Origin of the sequence: Stenotrophomonas sp. YIM B13575, from assembly GCF_042787595.1 — a bacterium.
GTDB lineage: Bacteria > Pseudomonadota > Gammaproteobacteria > Xanthomonadales > Xanthomonadaceae > Stenotrophomonas > Stenotrophomonas lactitubi_B.
This window is the reverse complement of sequence record NZ_JBHZOP010000054.1, coordinates 19,027-39,532: the sequence shown is the minus strand read 5'-3', so window position 1 is coordinate 39,532 and position 20,506 is coordinate 19,027. Positions and strand designations below refer to the sequence as shown.

Sequence of the window (20,506 nt, the reverse complement as noted above, 5' to 3'; positions counted from 1 at the left end):
CGCATCCTCGCCAGCGCCAGGTACATCGCCGGTGTCGTCTAGTCAGTAGATCCACGCCATGCGTGGATGAAGCCGCCCCGCTCAACGTCGCGCCCGCATCCTCGCCAGCGCCAGATACATCGCCGGTGTCGTGTACAACGTCAGCCACTGGCTGACCAGCAACCCGCCGACAATGGCGATGCCCAGCGGCTGCCGCAGCTCCCAGCCTTCGCCGTTGGCCAGCATCAGCGGCAGCGTGCCCAGCAGTGCCGCCAGCGAGGTCATCAGGATCGGCCGCAGGCGCAATCGCGCCGCTTCCATTACCGCATCGCGCGCGCTCAGCCCGCGACGCTCGCCGGCCAGCGCGAAGTCGACCAGCAGGATGGTGTTCTTCATCACCACGCCCACCAGCAGGAACAGGCCGAGCAGGGCGATCAGGTTCAGTTCGTTGCCGAACAGCCACAGCGCAAGCAACGCACCGATACCGGCCGACGGCAGCGTGGACAGGATCACCAGGGGCTGCAGGAAGCTCTCGTAGAGGATGCCCAGCACCAGGTACACCGCCAGGGTGGCGCCCAGCACCAGCCACAACTGGCGCGACCGCAGCTGCTCCAGGCCACCGGCCTCGCCGGACAGCTTGGCCTGCACCGAGCGCGGCAGCATCAGTGTGGCCATCGCCGCATCAATGGCCTGCGTGGCCTGCTCCAGGCCCACGCCCGGAGCCAGCGCGAACTCGATCCAGATCGAGGCGAACTGCTCGCTGTGGTACACGCGGTCCGGCGCCATGCCGTAGCGCCAGCTGGCGATGCTCGACAGCGGAATGCGCTGGCCGCCGCCATCGATCACCTGCAACCGTGCCAGCGTGCCCGGGTCCTGCGTGTGCTTCGGGTCCAGCTCCATCACCACCCGGTACTGGTTGAGGCTGTCGTACAACGTGGCGACCTGGCGCTGGCTGAAGGCGTTGTTGAGCATGTTGGCCACGGTGCGCAGGTCCACGCCGTGGCGCGCGGCGGCCTCGCGGTCGATGTCCAGCATCACCTGGCGCATGCCGGCCTCGCCCTGCGCTTCCACGTCCACCAGTTCCGGCAGGCCACGCAGCGCAGCAGCGACCTTCGGTGCCCATTGGCGCAATGGCGCGGTATCGGCCGACAGCAACTGGAACTCGTACTTGCCGCTGCTGCCGGCGCCTTCCAGGCGGATGTCCTGGTCCACCCACAAATAGAGGTTGCCCCCAGGCAACTTGGGCAGGCGTGCACGCAGGCGGTCGATCACCTGCTGGCTGGAGACGCCGCGCTCGGCCAGCGGCTTCATCTTGATCATGATGAAGGCGTTGTTGACCCCGTTGCTGCCACCGATATAGCCGATGATGTCCTCGATGGCCGGGTCGGACAGCAGCAGTTTGCGGTAGGCATCGATCTTCGGCTGCATCGCCTGGAAGGACAGGCCGTCATCGCCACGCGCGAAGCCGCGCAGCTGTGCGGTGTCCTGCTGCGGAACGATGCCCTTGGGTACCTGCTGGAACAGCCAGGCATTGAGTGCGATCACCGCCACGAAGGCCAGCAAGGGCCAGCGCAGGTGCTGCAGGCTGGCCTGCAGGGTGCGCAGATAGGCGCCACGCACGTGCTCGAACAGCGCATTGCTGCCGCGCTGCCAGCGCGAGGGCGGTTGTGCGTCATCGACGAACAGGCGCGCACACAGCATCGGCACCAGGCTGAGTGCCACGAGCACCGACACCGTCATCGCCGCCACCAGGGTCAGCGAGAATTCGCGGAACAGGCGCTCGACGAAATCGTCCAGGAACAGGATCGAGACGAACACCACGGCCAGCGCCAGGTTCATCGACAGCAACGTAGCGCCCACTTCCGACGCACCGCGCACCGCCGCCTGCCAGCGGTCGGCGCCCAGTTCGCGATGGCGCGCGATGTTCTCCAGCACCACGATGGCGTCGTCCACCACCAGTACCGCCGCCACGATCAGGGCCATCAGCGAGAGCGTATTGAGCGAGAAGCCCATCAGCGCGATCAACGCCAGCGTGCCGAACAGCACCACCGGAATCGCCACGCTGGGTACCAGTGCCGCACGCCAGTGGCCGAGGAAGCCGAGCACCACCAGCACCACCAGCGCGATCGCCAGCTGCAGGGTCACTTCTGCTTCGTGCAGGGTGGCGCGGATCACCGGCGAGCGGTCCATCACCAGCCGCATGTCCACCGTGCCCGGCAGCAGGGCGTGCAGCTGCGGCAGCTGCGCCTGGATCGCATCGACGGTGGCGATGATGTTGGCGCCGGGCTGGCGGCTGACGATCAGCAGGACGGCCGGGCGTTCGTTGTGGAAGCCACTGGCATAGCGGTCCTCCACGCCATCGGCGACGGCGGCGACATCGCCCAGCCGCAGCAGGCGGTCATCACTGGCCTTCAACGCCAGTTCCCGGTACTGCGCGGCCTGGCGCAGCTGCAGCGGCGCCTCCAGTTGCCAGTGCTGCTGCGCGCCTGCGACCGCACCCAGTGGGCGCACCGCGTTGGCGCGGCTGATCGCCTGCGCCACATCCTCCAGTGCCAGGCCCGCGTGATTGAGGGCATTCGGGTCCAGCGATACGCGAACCGCCGGCAGCGCGCTGCCGCCCACCTGCACTTCGCCCACGCCCGGCACCTGCGACAGCTTCTGTGCCAGCACGGTCGAACCTAGGTCGTACAGCTGTCCCGGCGAGAGCGTGTCCGAAGTCAGCGCCAGCGCCAGGATCGGCGCCTGCGACGGGTTGACCTTGCGGTACTGCGGCATGCCGGGCATGCCGCTGGGCAGCTGGCCGCGAGCGAGGTTGATCGCGGCCTGCACTTCGCGCGCGGCCTCGTCGATATCGCGGCCGAGCACGAACTTCAATTCGATCTCGGTCTGCCCCTGGGTGCTGGCTGAATCGATGCGCGAGATGCCGGGCAGGCTGCCCAACGCACGCTCCAGCGGCGTGGCCACGGTCGCCGCCATCGATTCGGGCGAGGCGCCGGGCAGGCTGGCGCTGACTTCAATGGCCGGATAGTCGACCTGGGGCAGCGGTGCCACCGGCAGCAGGCGCAGCGCCAGCAGGCCGGCCAGTACCAGCGCCACCGCCAACAGGAGGGTCGCCACCGGACGCTGCACGCAGGCCTGTGCCAGGCGTGCCACAGGGGTCATGCGCCGGCCTCGTCTGCTGTTGCCGGTGCCGCCGCGCGGCGACGCTGCAGACGGTCGAAGGCCAGGTAGATCACCGGCGTGGTGAACAGGGTCAACACCTGGCTGACCATCAGGCCACCCACCATCACCCAGCCCAGCGGTTGCCGCAGCTCGGCGCCCGAGCCACTGGCCAGCATCAGCGGTACCGCGCCAAACAGGGCGGCCAAGGTGGTCATCAGGATCGGCCGGAAGCGCAGCAGCGCTGCCTGGTGGATCGCTTCACGCGGACTCATGCCGCGCGTGCGCTGCGCGTCCAGCGCGAAGTCGATCATCATGATCGCGTTCTTCTTCACCAGGCCGATCAGCAGCACGATGCCGATCACCGCGATCAAATCCAGGCTGCGTCCGCTCACCCACAACGCAGCCAAGGCGCCCACGGTTGCCGAGGGCAATGTGGAGAGGATGGTGATGGGATGGATGAAGCTCTCGTAGAGCACGCCCAGCACGATGTACATCACCACCACGGCGGCAAGGATCAGCCACAGCGTGCTCGACAACGAGCTGCTGAAGGCCGCCGCTGCGCCCTGCAGGCGCAGCTCGATGCTTTGCGGCAATGCCACCTGCGCCTGCGCGGCATGCACCGCATCCACTGCTTCACCCAGCGATGCGCCGGGTGCCAGGTTGAACGACAGCGTGGCCGCCGGGAACTGGCCGACATGGTTGCGCAGCAGCGCCGTCGGCCCCTGCTCGACGCGCGCCACCGCCCCCAGCGGCACGGTCTGGCTGTTGCTGCTGCGCACGCGCAGGCCGCTGATCGCCTCCGGCCCCGGTTGCCGCGCCGGATCGGCCTCCAGCACCACCCGGTACTGGCTGGCCTGGGTGAAGATGGTGGAGATCTGCCGTTGCCCGTAGGCGTCGTACAGAGCGTCGGCCACCGCTTCCACACTCACGCCCAGACGTGCGGCGGCATCGCGGTCGATGCTCACCCTGGCCTGTCGGCCCTGCATCTGCAGGTCGCTGGCCACATCGCGCAGCGCCGGCGACTGGCGCAGCGCGTGCAGCAGCTTCGGTGTCCAGGTTTCCAGCGTCTGCAGGTCCGGCGTGGTCAGGGTGAACTGGTACTGGTTGCGGCTGATGCGGTCTTCGATGCCCAGCTCCTGCACCGGTTGCAGGTACAGGGTGATGCCGGGAATCCTCGCCACGCGCTGCTGCAGGCGTGCCATCACCACGTCGGCACTCTCGCGCTCGCCGTGTGGCTTCAGTTCGATCAGCAGGCGGCCGGTATTGAGGGCGGCATTGTTGCCGTCCACGCCGATGTAGGAGGACAGGCTGGCCACGGCCGGGTCCTGTTCGATGGCCGTGGCCAGGGCAAGCTGGCGCTCGCGCATGGCCTGGAACGAGATCGCCTGCGGGGCTTCGCTGATGCCCTGCACCAGGCCGGCATCCTGCACCGGGAAGAAGCCCTTGGGCACGGCGAAATACAGCGCCACGGTGAGCGCAAGCGTGGCCACCGTCGCCAGCAGCATCAGCGGCTGGCGCTGCAGCACCCAACGCAGCTGGCGGTCGTAGAGGGCGATGATGTGGTCGAAGACGTCGGGCGCAGCCGCCTGCTTGGCATGTGGTTTCAGGAAGCGCGCGCACAACATCGGCGTCAAGGTCAGCGACACCAGCAGCGAAATGCCGATGGCCACCGCCAGCGTCACCGCGAACTCATGGAACAGCGCGCCCACCAGGTCGGCCATGAACAGCAACGGGATCAGTACGGCGATCAACGAGACCGTCAGCGAGACCAGGGTGAAGCCAATCTCGCTGGCTCCCTTCAATGCCGCCTCGCGCGGGCTTTCGCCGTTTTCCAGGTGGCGGGCGATGTTCTCCAGCATCACGATCGCATCGTCCACCACGAAGCCGGTGGCAATGGTCAGCGCCATCAGCGTGAGGTTGTTGAGCGAATAGCCGGCCAGCAGCATCACCGCGAACGTACCGATCAGCGACAGTGGTACCGCCACGCTGGGAATCAGCGTGGCCGGCAGGTTGCGCAGGAACACCCAGGTCACCAGCACCACCAGCGCGATGGCCAGCACCAGTTCCTTCTGTACGCCGCGCACGGACGCACGGATCGATTCGGTGCGGTCGCTGAGCACGGTCATCTGCACGCCGGCCGGCAGCGTGGCCTGCAGTTGCGGCAGCAACGCACGCACCTGTTCGACCACGGCGATGACGTTCGCGCCGGGTTGGCGCTGGATGTTCACCAGCACCGCCGGGGTGGTGCCGCTCCATGCCGCCAGCTGGCGATTCTCGGCGCCGTCGGTGATGGTCGCCACATCGCCCAGACGCAGCGGTGCGCCCTCACGCCAGGCCAGCACCAGCGCGCGGTACTCGGCAACGCTGCGCATCTGGTCGTTGGCATCGAGCATCACCGCGCGGATCGGGCCATCGAAGCTGCCCTTGGGCAGATTGACGTTGGCCGCGGCGATCGCGGTGCGGATGTGGTCCATGCCCAGGTTGTTGGCGGCCAGTGCGCCCGGATTGACCTGGATGCGCACGGCGGGGCGCTGGCCACCGGCCAGGCTGACCAGACCGACACCGGGCAGCTGTGCCAACCGCTGCGCGATGCGGGTGTCGACCAGATCGTGCACCTGCGGCAGCGACAGGCCCTGCGAAGTCACCGCCAGGGTCAGGATCGGCGTGTCGGCCGGATTGACCTTGCGGTACACCGGCGGCACCGGCAGATCACCGGGCAGGAAGCTGCCGGCCGCGTTGATCGCCGCCTGCACGTCCTGTTCGGCCACACCCAGCGACACCTCCAGGCCGAACTGCAGGGTGATCACCGAGGCGCCACCGGAACTGGTGGACGACAGCTGTTTCAGGCCGGGAATCTGCCCGAGCTGGCGCTCCAGCGGCGCGGTGATGGTACGCGTGGTCAGCTCGGGGCTGGCACCGGGGTACAGCGTGGTGATCTGGATGATCGGGTAGTCGACCTGCGGTAGCGCCGCCACCGGCAGCAGGCGATAGGCCAGTACCCCGGACAGCAGCAGCGCCACCATCAGCAACGTGGTGGCGACCGGACGCAGGATGAAGGCGCGCGAGAGGTTCATGCGCCGGCCTTGGTCGATGCCTCCTCGGTGATGATCTCCACCGCGGTGCCGTCTTCCAGCCCGTCGATGCCTTCGATCACCACCTTGTCACCGGCCACCAGACCGGAACGCACCGCAACGCGACCGTCATCGGCCGGGCCGAGCACCACCGTGCGTCGTTGTGCCTTGTTGTCCTTGTCGATGATGTGCACGTAGTTGCCCTGGCTGCCGAACTGCACGGCGGCGTCGGGAACCAGCAGAGCGGGGTGCTCACCCAGCTGCAGGCGCACATTGACGAACTGGTTGGGGAACAGCGCCTGATCGGCGTTGTCGAACTGCGCGCGCAGCTTCAGCGTGCCGGTGGCGGTATCGATGCGGTTGTCGACGCTGGACAGGGTGCCGCTGGCGAGCTGCCGGCGTTCTTCGCGGTCCCAGCTCTCCACCGCCAGCGCCGGCTGCGCCTGTACGGCATCGAGCAGGGCGGGAAGCTCTGGTTCGGGCACGGTGAACAGCACGCTGATCGGCGCCGTCTGCGCCAGCGTGACCAGGCCTTCGGTGTCACTGGCGTGCACCAGGTTGCCTACGTCCAGCCGGCGCAGGCCGACTCGGCCGCTGACCGGGGCGACGATGCGGGTGTACTGCAGCTGCAGTCGCGCTTCGTCCACCGATGCCTGGTCGCTGAGGCGACGCCCCTGCAGTTGCCGCACCTTGCTCTGCTGGTCGCTCAGTTCCTGCGCGGACACGTAGTTCTGGCGCTGCAGTTCGCGGTAGCGCTGCAACTGGCGCTCGGCGTTCTCCAGCTCGGCCAGGTTCTGCTGCTGCGTACCCTGTGCGTGCGCAAGCTTCACCTGGTAGGGGCGGGGATCGATCTGCGCCAGCAGGTCACCGGCCTTGACCTGCTGACCCTCCTGGAAATGCAGGTGCATCAGCTCGCCATCCACGCGGCTGCGCACCACCACGCTGTGCAGCGGGGTGACCGTACCAACCGCCTTCATCCGCAGCACCAGTGGTTCGGCACTGGCACGGGCGATGCGTACCGGCACTACCTTGCCGGCACCAGCTTGTTCGCCACCGTCCGCCTCGGCCTGCGGCCACAGCCACCACGCCAGGCCAGCGACAAGGGCAAGGCCGGCAACGACCAGCAGCGGGCGGGCACGGCGAAAGCGGGAGTTTTCGGCGACAGACATGGGGCATCCTGCGCCCTGCGTGCACGCAGGGTCATGCGGGCCCGTCGGCACCACGAAGGGCCTCGGGCAGCGGGGGAGGGGGATTGTCTGGCGGGGCCGCGGACGCGGCGTGGCTGGATGCCGTCGCGCGTGCGACGGGGCGCCAATGGTAGCGGTTTACGCGGGCCGTCGCCGCGTGACCTTGGTCATGCAGCCCAGCCGGAAATGCCGGCCAACGACCGGCACTACCCTCAAGGGCTCAATGCACTTCGTCGTGGTACACGAACTTCGGCATTTCCCAGCGGTAGTGGATCGCCAGCAGGCGCACGGCGAAGCCACCCCCCAGGCAGCACAGGATCGCCGTGGCATCGGCCACGCCCCAGTGCAGCAACAGCAGATACACCGCACCTGTCAGTAGCGAGATGATCGCGTACAGCTCTTTCTGGAAGATCAGCGGCACCTCGTTGCAGAGGATGTCGCGCAGCACGCCGCCGAAGGCGCCGGTGAGCATGCCGGCGATCAGCACGATCGGCAGCGCATGGCCGGCCTCGCGCGCGATCGAGCAGCCGATCAGGGTGAAGGCGATCAGGCCCAGCCCGTCCAGCACCAGGAAGGTGCGGCGGAAGTGATGCATCCAGCGCGCTACCCAGGTGGCGATCAGCGCCGCGCACACGGTGAAGCCCAGGTACTCGGGATGCTTCACCCAGCCCAAGGGATAGTGGCCGAGCAGGATGTCGCGCAGCGAGCCGCCACCGAGGGCGGTGACACAGGCGATCATGACCACGCCGAACAGGTCCATGCGGCGGCGGCCCGCAGACAGGGCACCGGTCATGGCTTCGGCGGAAATGGCGATCAGGTAGATGATGGACAGCAGCATGGACAGGCTCCGGACGCGGTGGGGCCGGCCATGCGCGACCACCGCCATTGCCTGCGCAATGACGGGATGACGATGACCGGTGCCGCTCCCGCTGTCCTTTTGCCTGAGAGTTCAGCGGCGTGAGCCGCGTGCCCCTTCGGCGGATCGTCCCGGGCATGCCCGGTGACCTCTCTCCAGCTCGGCGAGTCGAATGCATGGTTGGTGGGATTCCAGCCCACCGGCCTGAGCGATCATGGGAGCCTGCGCCTTCGGCGGGCGCCAGCGCGGCGCCTCTCTCCTGCATTCGGGCGCCAGTATATCCGCTGCAGTGCAGCACGGCATAATCCGACCATGGTTTCGCCTTCCCGCCCGTGGTTCCTGTACCTGCTCGAATGCCGCGACGGCAGCTATTACGCCGGCATCAGCACCGACGTGCAGGCCCGTTTCGCCGCCCACCAGGCCGGCAAGGGGGCGCGTTACACGCGGTCACGCCCGCCGCTGCGGGTGCTGGCGGTACGCGAGTACCCGGACAGGACAGCGGCCTCACGCGCCGAATGGGAGCTCAAGCAGCAGCCGCGCGAGCGCAAGCTGGCCTGGCTGCAGGCGCCGGCCGAGGCTGTTCTGTAGAGCCGAGCCCATGCTCGGCTCTACAACTTCGCCGGTAGATCCACGCCATGCGTGGATGGGGCACATCCGGCCATGCCATGATCGCCCAGCTCTCAGCGCTGGAGACCCGGATGTCCGCCGTTGCCCTGTTGTTCGCGCTTTCCGCAGCAGCAAGCCCCGCTGCCGACGCCGCCACGATCGCCGCCATCGAAGCGACCTGCCACGACTACGTCGACGGTCAGCTGGAAGCCGACCCGCAGCGCGTCGCCCGTTCCCTGCACCCGGACCTGGCCAAGCGCGCGGTGCTCGGTGATACGCCCGACGAACGCCTCGGCCTGCGCCGGATGTCGAAGGAAGAACTGGTTGCGTTGACGAAACAGGGCGCGCTGAAGACCCCGAAGGATCAATGGGACCGCCGTTGCACGGTGCTGGACGTGACCGGCAATGCGGCCTCGGTGCGGCTGGAAACGCCGTGGTTCGTCGACTACTTCCACATGGGCCGCTTCGAGCAGCGCTGGGTCATCGTCAACGCGCTGTGGTACCCAAAGCCGAAGTAGAGCCACGCCATGCGTGGCTGTGCTCCATGCAGCCTGCACAGAAACTCATCCACGCATGGCGTGGATCTACTGTGTCGGTCGAGGACGTGCCCGTGGCACTACCTATCGCGAAGATTTCTGCCGGACATGAGCGGGGGCCCAGCGGCCCGATGAAGCAGTAGAGCCACGCCACGCGTGGCTACGCTCCATGCAGCCTGCACAGAAATTCATCCACGCATGGCGTGGATCTACTGTGTCGGTCGAGAGGTCACCCACGGCAGTACCTACCGCTTCGGCCGCCGGTCGTCCCGATCATCGCCGAAGATGATGCGCGCGCTGCGCTGGTAGCTCCAGTACGCCACCGCCCAGTTCAACAGCACCACGACGCGGTTGCGGAAACCGATCAGGAAGAACACGTGCGCGGCCAGCCAGAACCACCAGGCCAGCACGCCCGACAGCTGCAGCTTGCCCAGGTGCACGATCGCGGCCATGCGGCCGATGGTGGCCAGGTTGCCGAAGTCGGCGTACTTGAACGGCCCCGGCGCGGGCTTGTCGTGCAGGCGTGCGCGAAGCGTTTCCGCCACGTACTTGCCCATCTGCTTGGCGGCCGGGGCCACGCCCGGTACTGGCTTGCCGTTGGCCTGGCTCAGTGCGGCCAGGTCGCCGGCCACGAAAAGTTCGGGATGGCCGGGCAGGGTCAGGTCGGGCTGCACCGGCACGCGTCCGGCACGGTCCAGCGGCACGTCCAGCGTGCGCGCCAACGGCGAGGCGGCGACGCCGGCGGCCCAGACCACGGTGCGCGCGGGCACGAACTGGTCGCCCAGTTTGAAGCCCTGTCCATCGATGTGGCTGACCGGCGTGCCGGTCATCACTTCCACGCCCAGCTTTTCCAGCTGCCGGCGCGCCTTCAGCGAAAGCACTTCAGGGAAGGTCGACAACACGCGCGGACCGGCCTCGACCAGCCGCACCTTGGCGCTGGCCGGATCGATATGGCGGAATTCATTGCGCAGCGTATGCCGGGCGATTTCAGCGAGGGTGCCAGCCAGCTCGACGCCGGTCGGACCACCACCCACCACCGCAAAGCTCAGCCATGCGGCTTTCTTTGCCGGGTCCGGCTCGGCCTCGGCGCGTTCGAACGCCAGCAGCAGCTTGCGGCGCAGGGCGATGGCATCGTCCAGTGTCTTCAGGCCAGGCGCATCGTCGGCCCATTCGTCATGGCCGAAGTAGGCGTGGGTGGCGCCGGTGGCCAGCAGCAGGCTGTCGTAGTCCAGCGTGCTGCCGTCGGCCATGCGCACCTGGCGGGCCTCCTTGTCGATGGCCACCACTTCGCCCAGCCGCACCTCCACGTTGCGCTGGTGGCCAAGGATGTGGCGCAGCGGTGCGGCGATATCCGGCGCAGACAGTCCCGCGGTGGCCACCTGGTACAGCAGCGGCTGGAACAGGTGGTGGTTGCGACGGTCGACCAGGGTGATGCGTATGCGTTCGCGGGCCAGCGCACGGGTGGCCCACAGGCCGGCGAAACCGCCGCCGACAACGACCAGGTGGGGGACGCGATCACGACTCATCGACTCACTCCAGGGGGGCATGGGGGAAGTGCCTGGCATCTTCGCATGGCCGGTCCTTGTCACGTCAGCGTGCATCCTGATCGGCGATACTCGGGTTCAGGCAACTGCCCGTGAGGAGTCCATGAGCGAACCGGAAAAGCGCATCGCCCTGTTGATCGACGCCGACAATGCGCCGGCCTCGAAGATCGACGAAGTCCTGGCCGAAGTCGCCCGCTATGGCGTGGCCAACGTGCGCCGTGCCTATGGCAACTGGAAGAGCCCACGGTTGAAAGGGTGGGAGGCGGTGCTGCACGAATACGCGATCCGGCCGATCCAGCAGTTCGCCTACAGCAAGGGCAAGAACGCGTCGGACATGGCGATGGTGATCGACGCGATGGATCTGCTGTACGCGCGCAACCTCGATGGCTTCGCGATCGTGTCCAGCGATGCCGACTTCACCCCGATGGTGATGCGCCTGCTGACCGACGGCGTGAAGGTCTATGGCTTCGGCGAAAAGAAAACCCCGGAACCCTTCGTCAACGCATGCTCGAAGTTCACCTATCTGGAAGCGCTGGGCCAGACCCATGCCAGCGTGCAGGATGTCGAGCAGGCATCGAACGAACCATCATCGAACGAACAGGCGCCCAGCGAACAGGCGGGCAGCGACGATGCGCGCCCGCGCAAGAGCGGCGCGGAAATGCGCAGCGATACACGTCTGGTGAAGATGTTGCGGCGTGCGGTGTCCTCGGCAGAGGGCGAGGATGGCTGGTCGCACCTGGGCCCGGTCGGCAGCCAGATCGGCAACCAGGCCTCGTTCGATCCGCGTAATTACGGGTACGGCAAACTCAGCGACCTGCTGGCCGCGATCGGTCTGTTCGAACTGAAGAAGGACGGTAAATCCTCCTACGTGCGCGCGCTGCCGAAGAAGAACCGGTAACGCGCGGCAACGCAGCACCGCCGGGGTTGGCCCGGCGCTCACCGAAGGCGGATGTGGTAGCGCCGGGCCATGCCCGGCGAATGCCCAATGCAGTCGTTGCGCACGCACACACCCAGGCCGATCAGGCGTATCGTTGCCGCTCGCATTGCCAGCAAGGAAATCCGCATGTTGAAGATCTGGGGTCGCCGCAATTCCAGCAACGTCCGCAAGGTGCTGTGGTGTGCCGAGGAAATCGGCCTGCCGTACGAGTCCATCGAAGTGGGTGGCAGCCACGGTGGCACGCAGTCGCCGGAGTATGTGGCGATGAACCCGAACGGGCTGGTGCCGGTGATCGAAGACCACGGCCTGCCGCTGTGGGAATCGAACACCATCGTGCGCTACCTCAGTGCGCGCTATTCGCTGGGCACGCTGTACGCGGAAGACGCGATGGAGCGTGCGCAGGCCGAGAAGTGGATGGACTGGAGTACCTCGCGGATGGCGCCGCTGTACTCCGAACTGATCTGGGGCATCATGCGCACCGCGCCGGCCGACCGCGATGAGGCGCGCATCAATGCGGCGATCGTGCGTGCCGGTGATTTCCTGGCGCTGCCCAACGCGACCCTGGCCACGCAGCCGTGGCTGTCGGGCGAGAAATTCGCCATGGGTGACATCGCCCTGGGCTCGTTGATCTACGCGTGGTTCGAGCTGCCGATCCAGCGCCCGGACCTGCCGCACCTGGCCGACTGGTATGGACGCCTGCGCGAGCGCCCGGCGTACCAGCGCGGCGTGATGTCACCGATGACGTAAGCGAAGGGCGACGTTCGGGGTCAGAGCCCTTTTCTGCGAAAAGGGATCCGACCCCAAGCCATCCAGGGCTCTACAGTAGTGCCGAGCCATGCTCGGCAGCGGTCTGCCAGATCAATACAGGTCCGTCGGATCCACATCCAGCGACCAGCGCACCTTGCGTGCCTCCGGCAGCGCGTACAACTGCGGCACCAGCTGTGCCAGCACCCCATGCAGCGGTGGCCGCTGCGCTGCCGACAACAACAACTGCGTGCGCTGGTAGCCGGCACGCCTTGGCATCGGCGCCGGCATCGGCCCATAGGCCTCCACCACGTTCTGTTCGCCCAGCAGTGTGCGCGCGGCCAGCAGGAAGGCATTGGCATGCTCCAGCTGCTGCGCTTCAGCGCGCATCAGCGCCAGGTGCGCGAACGGTGGAAAACCCGCCGCCTCGCGCTGGTTCAATTCGGCCTGCGCGAACGGGTGGTAGCCACCGTTCACCAGCGTCTCCAGCAGCGGATGACCCGGGTGATGGGTCTGCAGCCACACTTCGCCCGGATCGCGCGCGCGACCGGCGCGGCCGGCTACCTGGATCAGCTGCTGCGCCAGTTTTTCGCTGGCGCGGAAATCGGCCGAGAACAGGCCTTCGTCGATGCCCACCACCACCACCAGGGTCAGCTTGGGCAGGTCGTGACCCTTGGCCAGGATCTGCGTGCCGACCAGGATGCCGGGCTCGTTGCCCAGCTTGGCCAGCTGCTGCTCCAGCGCATCGCGACGGGCGGTGGTGCCGCGGTCGATGCGCACCACCGGGAACTCGGCGAAGGCACTGACCAGGTGTTCTTCCAGCCGCTCTGTGCCGATGCCCTGTGGCTGCAGCGCCAGGCTGCCACAGGCGGGGCAGGCCAACGGTGCCGGCTGCCGCGCACCACAGTGATGGCATTGCAGGCGACGACCACCGCCATGCACGGTCATCGGTGCATCGCAGCGGTTGCAGGGCGCGGTCCAGCCGCAGTCGTGGCACAGCAGCACCGGCGCATAGCCGCGCCGGTTCTTGAACACCAGCACCTGCTGGCCCCGCTGCAGGTGTTCGCCGATGCCGGCCAGCACGTCGGCGGAAAGGCCATCGCGCAGCGGGCGCTTGCGCACATCGAGGATGCGCACGCGCGGCGGTCGGGCATCACCGGCGCGCTGCTTCAGGCGCAGGTGCGCATAGCGGCCGGCGTAGGCGTTGTGCAGGGTTTCCAATGAGGGCGTGGCGCTGCCCAGCAGTACCGGAACGCCCTGCGCCTTGGCCCGCACCAGGGCGAAATCGCGTGCGTGGTAGCGGATGCCGTCCTGCTGCTTGTAGCTGCCGTCGTGCTCTTCGTCGACGATCAGCAGGCCCGGCTGCGGCAGCGGGATGAACACCGCCGAACGCGTACCCACGATCACCCGCGCTTCGCCGCGCGAGGCCGCAGCCCAGACCCGCGCGCGCTCATTGTCGGTCAGCCCCGAGTGCAGCGCGTGCACGGCAATGCCGAGACGGCCGCGGAAGCGCGCCAGGGTCTGCGGGGTCAGGCCGATCTCGGGTACCAGCACCAGTGCCTGCCTGCCCTGCGCCAGGCAATGGATGATCGCCTGCAGGTAGACCTCGGTCTTGCCGCTGCCGGTCACCCCGTCCAGCAGGAAGGCCTGGAAGCTATCGGCAGCGGTGATCGCGGCCACGGCCTCGGCCTGCTCCGTATTGAGGGTGGGGCCGGGCAGGGGCTGGGCGTGCTGCGGTGCCACGCTCAGGGCGATGCGCTCGGCCAGGTCGCGCTTGCCCAGGCTGCGTGCGGCCACCCGCCAGTCCGGCATGCGCGCGGACAGGACGTCTTCGTCCACCACCGCCTCGGCCAGCAGCTCGGCCAATTGCCGTGGTCGGCTGCCGGCGCGCAGCTTTTCGCGCTGGGCGTGGCCCTCCGGTGTCAGCTGCCAGCCCCAGTGATGGGTGTCGGGCAGCGGCTCGCCGTGCCGCAGCGGGCCGGGCAGGGCGGTGCTCAGCACCTCGCCCAGCGGGGCGTGGGTATAGCGGGCCAGCCACTGCAGGCTCTGCCACAGCTCACCCTGCAGCAGCGGCGCCATGTCACACCAGGCCAGCGCCTGGCGCAGCCCTTGGCTGTCCTCGGCCTGCCCGTGGCCGGCCACCACGCCGATCAGTTCGCGGTTGCCGAATGGCACCTTCAGCCGGCAGCCGACCGCCATCGTCGGGCCCTCGCCCTGTGGCGGCAGGTAATCGAACAGGCGCGGCAGGGGGACGGGCAGGGCGACCTGCAGGGTCGGGACAGGGCCGGATTCAGGGGCGAGCATCGGCTCAGTGTAACGGCCCCTGCGAGGGCGCATTGCAGAGGCAGATGCGACTGGCATGCCCTTCGGCGAATCATAAATGTCACCTAAATATCGGTGTCTATTAGAGATTCAGTCTTATCCACATCTTCTGTGGATAAGTCTGTGCGTTAGCGGCTCGTGGCGCCGCATGAGGCCGATGGCGACGGCCTCACGCTTGGGTTGGTCAAAAAATAGCCACACTTTAAATGCAATTAAAATCAACAACTTAAGTGTGAAACATTGCTGAAACAGGGTGAATTCAGCCATTCATCGAGGAATGGCCCGGTTCCCGCGTGGTGCTGTGCACAACCTGCAGCAGAAAGCGTCTGCAATCGCAAGTCCTGCCGGGCAGCGATGGGCTGCCGCTATCATGCCGGCAGACCTTTGGAGTGACCGATGACGGCTGTGCCCGCCCCTGTTTCCTCGACCGCGGCCGGCGCGCTGTCGGCATTTCTGCGTGGCGTCGAACGCCGTGCCCTGGTCGTGGCCGAGCTGCAGTGCGGTGACCCCGCCCGTGCCGAGCAGACGCTGGTGGCGGTGATGCGTGCCTTCGCCGCGGTCGCCAGTGACCTGCCGATGGCGCAGTGGCCCGGCCGCTTCTGGACCCTGCTGGGCCAGCGCCAGGCGCTGCGAGAGCCGGCCACCGGTCAGTGGCCGCCGTCGCTGGCCGCGCTGGGCGACATGGCCCCCCTGCCGCGGCTGGCCCTGCTGCTGCGGGTGGGCGGCAGCCTGGACGAGGGCATCGCCACCCGCGTTCTGGATGTCGACGAGGAGGGCTACCAAGGCCTGCTGGCCACGGCCTGCCCATGCGACGCCACTGGCCAGCCCGACGCCGCTGCATGGCGGACCCTGGCCGAACAGGTGCAGCTGCGTATCCGCGACCTGCCGGCCAAGCGCCTGCAGCAGCTGCAGCAACCGTCCGCGCCAGCGGCCAACAACCAGGCGCCTGCTTCCAGCTGGCGTGCACCGCCGCGCGACGAACGCGCGCCTGCCAGCGGCAAGCGTCGCCGCGCCAATGCCAAGCCGCGCTGGCGTGGCCCGGTGATCCTGTTGATCACCGTGGCGGTGCTGCTGTTGGCCGCGCTGGGCTGGCGCCACTGGCAGGGCCGTGCGCTAACCGCCGATGGCCCGCTCCCCGAGGGCGTGGTGGGCGAGGCCGGACCGGTCACCGTCGAGCCGCTGCCCGCCAGCGATGTGCGCCCCACTGCGGGCAGCGATACGCAGGCCAGCGAAGATGCCGCCATGCTGGCCGACCGCGATTACCCGCTGCTGGCCGAGGCCGACATGCATGCCTGGAGTGCCGCCGGTGGCCCGTTGCCGGTGGACGAATCACAACCCAAGCCGACCCGCCCGGAGCCGGTCGGCGCAGCGCTGGAAACCTCGGCTGCCGATGAATAAGCACCTCTTCGCCGGCCTGCTGCTGGCCATGCCGCTGTCGCTGGCTGCCGCTCCGCAATCAGTGAACGTACCGCTGCCAGCACCCTCGGCAACACCGTCGGCGGCTGCGCCCGCGCCCACTGCGGCGGCGGCATTCGCGCAGCTCGATCCCGCCCAGCAACGCCAGCGTCGCAGCGACTACGCCGCGTGGCGGGCACTGCCAGAGGGGGAGCGCGAACGCATCCGCCAGGCCGCCGCCCGCTTCGCCGCGTTGCCGGTCGATCAGCAGCAGCGCCTGCGCACGCAGTTCCAGGCACAGGACCAGGCCTTCCGCGAAGGCTGGCGGCTGGGCCCGCAACTGGGTGCTGAATTTCCCAAGCTGCATGGCCTGTTCGGCTTCGTGCCGCCGCAACAGCGCGACGCGGTCCTTGCCGTGCTGCGCCAGCTGAGCCCGGCGCAGCTGGCGCAGTTGGCCCTGGTCGCCCAGCGCACACCGCCGCAGGAACGCGACAGCGTACGCAGCGCATTCCTCACCGTCCCCGCCGCCGAACGCGACACCTGGCTCAAGCGCCAGGCCGGGCAGTAAGCAAAAGGGGAGGGAACTACGTCATTTCTGGCCCGACTGTGCCTGATACGACTTGATTCCCTCCGTCCCCTTCATGGGGCAGTCATGGGAATGACCGCCCAGCGCGCGTAAGATGGCCGGCCGCAACCCGGTGCCTGTGCCCTTCGCGCGCAACCGTAGTTCGCGTCAAGCACCTTATGTCTACTGCAACCTCCACGCCGCGCTTCAGCAAGGAAGTCGGCGCTACCGGTCTGCTTGCCCTGCCGCTTGTGCTCGGGCACGTCTCCACCGGTCTGATCTCCTTCGTCGACAACGTGATTGCCGGCCACCATGCGACCTCCACCCTGGCCGCAGTGACCATCGGCACTGCGCTGCTGTGGCTGCCGATGCTGATCCCGATCGGTACGCTGATCTCACTCACCGCCTCGGTGTCGCAGCTGCATGGCGCCGGCCGTGAGCGCGAGATCGGCCCGCTGTTCCGGCAGGCGCTGTGGCTGGCGCTGGGCCTGGGCCTGATCATGTTCACCTTCCTCACCGTGGTGCCGCCGCTGCTGCCGGCCTTCGGCATCGCGCCGGACATCGTGCCGGGCGCAACGGCGTTCCTGCATGCGGTGCGCTGGGGTGGCCCGGCGCTGACGCTGTACTTCTGCATGCGCTATCTCAGTGAAGGCATGCATTGGACGCTGCCGACCATGCTGCTCGGTTTTGGCGGCCTGCTGGTACTGGCGCCGATGGGCTACGTGCTGGCCAACGGCAAGCTGGGCTTCCCGGAAATGGGCGCCGAAGGCCTGGGCATCGCCTCGGCGGTGATGATGTGGCTGCAGGCGATCGCCTTCGGCACCTACCTGTGGTTCACCAAGCGCTTCGCCCACCTGCAGCTGTTCTCGCACTTCGAAGGGCCGCGCTGGTCAGCGATCTGGGACCTGCTGCGCACCGGCCTGCCGATCGGCATCACCGTGCTGATGGAAGGTGGTCTGTTCATCGTTACCGCATTGCTGATCGGTCGCTTGGGCGCCAATGAAGCGGCCGCGCACCAGATCGCGATCAACGTGGCGCAGCTGTGCTTCATGATCCCGATGGGTGTGGCCGAGGCGACCACCGTGCGGGTCGGCCATGCGGTCGGCCGTGGCGATGGCTTCGGCGTGCGCCGCGCGGCGTGGGCCGGCTACGCGATCATCATGGGTACGCAGACGCTGTCGGCGGCGGCACTGCTGTTCGGCCACGATGCCATCGTCGGTGTCTACACCAACGACCTGGCCGTGGCCGGGCTGGCCTCGACCCTGCTGCTGTACGCGGCCACCTTCCAGTTCCCCGATGGCATCCAGGTGCTGTCGGCCGGCGCGCTGCGCGGACTGAAGGACACCCGCGTGCCGATGTTCATCGCCATGTTCGCCTATTGGGGCCTGGGCATGCCGCTGGGCGCCGGCCTCGGCCTTGGCTTGGGCATGGGCCCGCAGGGCATGTGGATCGGCCTGATCGTGGGCCTGACCGCGGCGGCAATCCTGATGGGCTGGCGCCTGAGCCGCAGCAGCAAGCGCATCGGCCAGTCCACGCTGGCCTGACATCTCGCCGGTCCAGGGCAACCGTGACCGGCGATCCCCTGACTTGTGTCCGATGCTGCCTCACGCGGTACCGGCTATGCTGTCACCACGGCAAGAAGCCATCCGGAGTGCTCCATGAACCAACCCGTGCCGCCGCTGCCCCCGGCGAACCGCAATCCAGTCGCCAGCTTCTTCATCGGGCTGTGGGACGTGATGAATTTCACCCGCCGGTTGATCCTCAACCTGGTGTTCTTCGGCCTGTTGCTGCTGGTGCTGGTGATGTTCATCGTCGCTGCGGGCATGGGCGCAGGTGCCAGCAAATCGCTGCAGGACCGCACCACCCTGGTGATCGCGCCGGAAGGCCGCCTGGTCGAGCAGTACAGCGCCGATCCGGTCAGTCGCGCGCTGGCCAAGGCCGTTGGTGACAACGGTGCCGAGGAAGTGCAGCTGCGCGATCTGATCCGGGTGATCGAGAGCGCGCGCGATGACAAGAAGATCGAGCGGGTGGTGCTGGAGCTGGACAAGCTGCAGCCGTCCGGTTTCGCCTCGCTGCGTGAAGTGTCCGCTGCGCTGCAGGACCTGCGCGCTTCGGGCAAGCAGCTGGTCGCCTTCAGCGAGAGCATGGGGCAGTCGCAGTACCTGCTGGCCGCACAGGCCGACGAGGTCTACCTGGACCCGATGGGATCGGTGGTGCTGGAAGGCCTGGGTCGCTACCGCCAGTACTTCCGCACCGGCCTGCAGGACAAGCTGGGCGTGGACGTGCACCTGTTCAAGGTGGGCGAGTACAAGTCGGCCGCCGAGCCGTACGTGCTCGACGCGGCGTCGCCGGCCTCCAAGGAAGCCGATCTGTTCTGGATGAACGATGTGTGGCAGCGCTACCTCGGCGACATCGCCAAGGCCCGCCGCCTGGATCCGGCGCAGCTGGCGGCCGGTATCGATACCCTGCCTGAAGGTGTGGCTGCCGCTGGCGGCGACCTGGCCAAGTTCGCCCTGCAGCAGAAGCTGGTGACCGCGCTGAAGACCCGCGAGGAATTCGAGGATCTGATGATCGAGCGCGGCGTGGCCGATGAAGACGCCGACGGTGGCTTCCGCAACATCGATTTCGGCACCTACATGGCCCAGCTCGATGCGCGCCGCAACCCGGTTGATTCGCGTCCGCAGGTCGCGGTGGTGGTGGCCTCCGGTGAAATCAGCGGCGGCGATCTGCCGGCCGGCCGCATCGGTGGTGAATCGACCTCGGCGCTGCTGCGTGCGGCGCGCGACGATGACGACGTCAAGGCCGTGGTGCTGCGCGTGGATTCTCCGGGTGGCGAGGTCTACGCCTCCGAGCAGATCCGTCGCGAAGTGGTGGCCCTGCAGGCCGCCGGCAAGCCGGTGGTGGTGTCGATGGGCGACCTCGCTGCGTCCGGTGGTTACTGGATCAGCATGAACGCCGATCGCATCTATGCCGACCCGTCGACGATCACCGGTTCGATCGGCATCTTCGGCATGATCCCGAACTTCAGCCGTGCGCTGGACAAGTTCGGCGTGCACACCGATGGCGTCGGCACCACCCGTTTCGCCGGTGCCTTCGATGTCACCCGGCCGATGGACCCGGCGGTGGGCCAGGTCATCCAGTCGGTGATCAACAAGGGTTATGCCGATTTCACCGGCCGTGTCGCCGAGGCCCGCAAGAAGCCGGTCGAGGCGATCGATGAAGTCGCCCGTGGACGTGTCTGGAGCGGTGCACAGGCCAAGGAACGCGGTCTGGTCGATGCCTTCGGTGGCCTGAAGGATGCCGTGGCTGACGCTGCCGGTCGGGCCAAGCTGGGTGCGACCGACAAGTACCGCGTGCGTTACATCGAGAAGGCGGCGACGCCGTTCGCGCAGTTCGTCAGCGGCTTCGCCGGCAGCCACGCCGGCGCCTGGATGCTGGCCGATTCCGGCGTGGGCCGGATGATGCTGGCGCGCACGATGCCGGAAATCGATACCCAGCTGCGCTTCGTCGAGAACGCGGCCCGCGAGAAGGGCAACGGTGCACCGGTGAAGTCCTTGGCGTATTGCTTCTGCGGGTTCTGATGGCCGATCAGCGATGTCCAC

Annotated in this window: 14 protein-coding genes and 2 riboswitches; of the genes, 8 read left to right on the top strand and 6 right to left on the bottom strand. The window is 67.7% G+C overall.

Annotation, left to right across the window (positions count from 1 at the left end; all coding sequences use genetic code 11):
• Nucleotides 1-81: 81 nt before the first annotated feature.
• The 4 genes from ACFX4F_RS10245 to ACFX4F_RS10230 form a co-directional block, all read right to left on the bottom strand.
• Nucleotides 82-3,141 (bottom strand): efflux RND transporter permease subunit, encoded by a 3,060-nt coding sequence (locus ACFX4F_RS10245; RefSeq protein WP_380654826.1) that lies wholly within the window; start codon nucleotides 3,139-3,141, stop codon nucleotides 82-84.
• Nucleotides 3,138-6,215 carry a multidrug efflux RND transporter permease subunit gene (locus ACFX4F_RS10240; protein ID WP_380654823.1) on the bottom strand — a complete coding sequence of 1,026 codons (3,078 nt, stop codon included), beginning with the start codon at nucleotides 6,213-6,215 and terminating at the stop codon, nucleotides 3,138-3,140. Before ACFX4F_RS10240 ends, ACFX4F_RS10245 begins: the two co-directional genes overlap by 4 nt.
• The gene (locus ACFX4F_RS10235) at nucleotides 6,212-7,381 is read right to left on the bottom strand and encodes an MdtA/MuxA family multidrug efflux RND transporter periplasmic adaptor subunit (RefSeq protein ID WP_380654820.1); all 1,170 of its coding nucleotides are present in this window, start codon (nucleotides 7,379-7,381) and stop codon (nucleotides 6,212-6,214) included. The genes ACFX4F_RS10240 and ACFX4F_RS10235 overlap by 4 nt, the downstream gene beginning before the upstream one ends.
• Nucleotides 7,382-7,619: 238 nt before the next feature.
• A complete protein-coding gene (locus tag ACFX4F_RS10230; protein WP_032952083.1) occupies nucleotides 7,620-8,237 on the bottom strand; it encodes a trimeric intracellular cation channel family protein in 618 nt (205 codons plus the stop codon).
• 83 nt (nucleotides 8,238-8,320) lie between these two features.
• Nucleotides 8,321-8,424, bottom strand: a riboswitch (glycine riboswitch).
• A gap of 13 nt (nucleotides 8,425-8,437) precedes the next feature.
• Nucleotides 8,438-8,527: riboswitch (glycine riboswitch) on the bottom strand.
• Nucleotides 8,528-8,567: 40 nt separating this feature from the next.
• Between ACFX4F_RS10230 and ACFX4F_RS10225 the strand changes: the two genes are divergently transcribed.
• Together ACFX4F_RS10225 and ACFX4F_RS10220 are read left to right on the top strand one after the other, a co-directional pair.
• Complete coding sequence (locus ACFX4F_RS10225; protein ID WP_380654816.1) at nucleotides 8,568-8,843, top strand: GIY-YIG nuclease family protein; 276 nt, start codon at nucleotides 8,568-8,570, stop codon at nucleotides 8,841-8,843.
• A gap of 110 nt (nucleotides 8,844-8,953) precedes the next feature.
• On the top strand, nucleotides 8,954-9,379 hold the full coding sequence (locus ACFX4F_RS10220) for a nuclear transport factor 2 family protein (RefSeq protein ID WP_099820507.1): 426 nt from the start codon (nucleotides 8,954-8,956) through the stop codon (nucleotides 9,377-9,379).
• A gap of 263 nt (nucleotides 9,380-9,642) precedes the next feature.
• Here ACFX4F_RS10220 and ACFX4F_RS10215 read toward each other — a convergent pair whose 3' ends face one another.
• Nucleotides 9,643-10,923 (bottom strand): NAD(P)/FAD-dependent oxidoreductase, encoded by a 1,281-nt coding sequence (locus ACFX4F_RS10215; protein WP_380654812.1) that lies wholly within the window; start codon nucleotides 10,921-10,923, stop codon nucleotides 9,643-9,645.
• A 121-nt stretch (nucleotides 10,924-11,044) separates the two neighbouring features.
• Here ACFX4F_RS10215 and ACFX4F_RS10210 point away from each other — a divergent pair, with 121 nt between their 5' ends.
• Nucleotides 11,045-11,839, top strand: a complete 795-nt coding sequence (locus ACFX4F_RS10210; protein WP_099820509.1) for an NYN domain-containing protein — start codon at nucleotides 11,045-11,047, stop codon at nucleotides 11,837-11,839.
• Between the two features lie 165 nt (nucleotides 11,840-12,004).
• On the top strand, nucleotides 12,005-12,625 hold the full coding sequence (locus ACFX4F_RS10205; protein WP_099820510.1) for a glutathione S-transferase family protein: 621 nt from the start codon (nucleotides 12,005-12,007) through the stop codon (nucleotides 12,623-12,625).
• A gap of 111 nt (nucleotides 12,626-12,736) precedes the next feature.
• On the opposite strand, the gene ACFX4F_RS10200 is transcribed toward ACFX4F_RS10205, so the two are convergent.
• Nucleotides 12,737-14,926, bottom strand: coding sequence for a primosomal protein N' (locus tag ACFX4F_RS10200; protein WP_380654808.1), 2,190 nt, complete (start codon nucleotides 14,924-14,926; stop codon nucleotides 12,737-12,739).
• Between the two features lie 414 nt (nucleotides 14,927-15,340).
• Here ACFX4F_RS10200 and ACFX4F_RS10195 point away from each other — a divergent pair, with 414 nt between their 5' ends.
• From ACFX4F_RS10195 to sppA, 4 genes are all read left to right on the top strand, one after another.
• Nucleotides 15,341-16,342, top strand: a complete 1,002-nt coding sequence (locus ACFX4F_RS10195; protein WP_380654805.1) for a hypothetical protein — start codon at nucleotides 15,341-15,343, stop codon at nucleotides 16,340-16,342.
• The gene (locus ACFX4F_RS10190; protein ID WP_380654802.1) at nucleotides 16,335-16,907 is read left to right on the top strand and encodes a DUF3106 domain-containing protein; all 573 of its coding nucleotides are present in this window, start codon (nucleotides 16,335-16,337) and stop codon (nucleotides 16,905-16,907) included. Before ACFX4F_RS10195 ends, ACFX4F_RS10190 begins: the two co-directional genes overlap by 8 nt.
• Nucleotides 16,908-17,083: 176 nt before the next feature.
• The gene (locus ACFX4F_RS10185) at nucleotides 17,084-18,448 is read left to right on the top strand and encodes an MATE family efflux transporter (RefSeq protein ID WP_032976478.1); all 1,365 of its coding nucleotides are present in this window, start codon (nucleotides 17,084-17,086) and stop codon (nucleotides 18,446-18,448) included.
• Nucleotides 18,449-18,562: 114 nt separating this feature from the next.
• Nucleotides 18,563-20,485: a signal peptide peptidase SppA gene (gene sppA / locus ACFX4F_RS10180; protein ID WP_099820514.1), complete on the top strand. Its 1,923-nt coding sequence runs from the start codon at nucleotides 18,563-18,565 to the stop codon at nucleotides 20,483-20,485.
• The last annotated feature ends 21 nt before the right edge of the window (nucleotides 20,486-20,506 follow it).

Excerpts from the sequence above, each read along its gene's own strand:
- ACFX4F_RS10215 (WP_380654812.1), bottom strand. The coding sequence starts at position 10,923 with ATGAGTCGTGATCGCGTCCCCCACCTGGTCGTTGTCGGCGGCGGTTTC.
- ACFX4F_RS10240 (WP_380654823.1), bottom strand. The coding sequence starts at position 6,215 with ATGAACCTCTCGCGCGCCTTCATCCTGCGTCCGGTCGCCACCACGTTG.
- ACFX4F_RS10205 (WP_099820510.1), top strand. The coding sequence starts at position 12,005 with ATGTTGAAGATCTGGGGTCGCCGCAATTCCAGCAACGTCCGCAAGGTG.
- ACFX4F_RS10245 (WP_380654826.1), bottom strand. The coding sequence starts at position 3,141 with ATGACCCCTGTGGCACGCCTGGCACAGGCCTGCGTGCAGCGTCCGGTG.
- ACFX4F_RS10220 (WP_099820507.1), top strand. The coding sequence starts at position 8,954 with ATGTCCGCCGTTGCCCTGTTGTTCGCGCTTTCCGCAGCAGCAAGCCCC.
- ACFX4F_RS10230 (WP_032952083.1), bottom strand. The coding sequence starts at position 8,237 with ATGCTGCTGTCCATCATCTACCTGATCGCCATTTCCGCCGAAGCCATG.
- ACFX4F_RS10185 (WP_032976478.1), top strand. The coding sequence starts at position 17,084 with ATGTCTACTGCAACCTCCACGCCGCGCTTCAGCAAGGAAGTCGGCGCT.
- ACFX4F_RS10235 (WP_380654820.1), bottom strand. The coding sequence starts at position 7,381 with ATGTCTGTCGCCGAAAACTCCCGCTTTCGCCGTGCCCGCCCGCTGCTG.
- ACFX4F_RS10210 (WP_099820509.1), top strand. The coding sequence starts at position 11,045 with ATGAGCGAACCGGAAAAGCGCATCGCCCTGTTGATCGACGCCGACAAT.
- ACFX4F_RS10225 (WP_380654816.1), top strand. The coding sequence starts at position 8,568 with ATGGTTTCGCCTTCCCGCCCGTGGTTCCTGTACCTGCTCGAATGCCGC.
- sppA (WP_099820514.1), top strand. The coding sequence starts at position 18,563 with ATGAACCAACCCGTGCCGCCGCTGCCCCCGGCGAACCGCAATCCAGTC.
- ACFX4F_RS10200 (WP_380654808.1), bottom strand. The coding sequence starts at position 14,926 with ATGCTCGCCCCTGAATCCGGCCCTGTCCCGACCCTGCAGGTCGCCCTG.
- ACFX4F_RS10190 (WP_380654802.1), top strand. The coding sequence starts at position 16,335 with ATGAATAAGCACCTCTTCGCCGGCCTGCTGCTGGCCATGCCGCTGTCG.
- ACFX4F_RS10195 (WP_380654805.1), top strand. The coding sequence starts at position 15,341 with ATGACGGCTGTGCCCGCCCCTGTTTCCTCGACCGCGGCCGGCGCGCTG.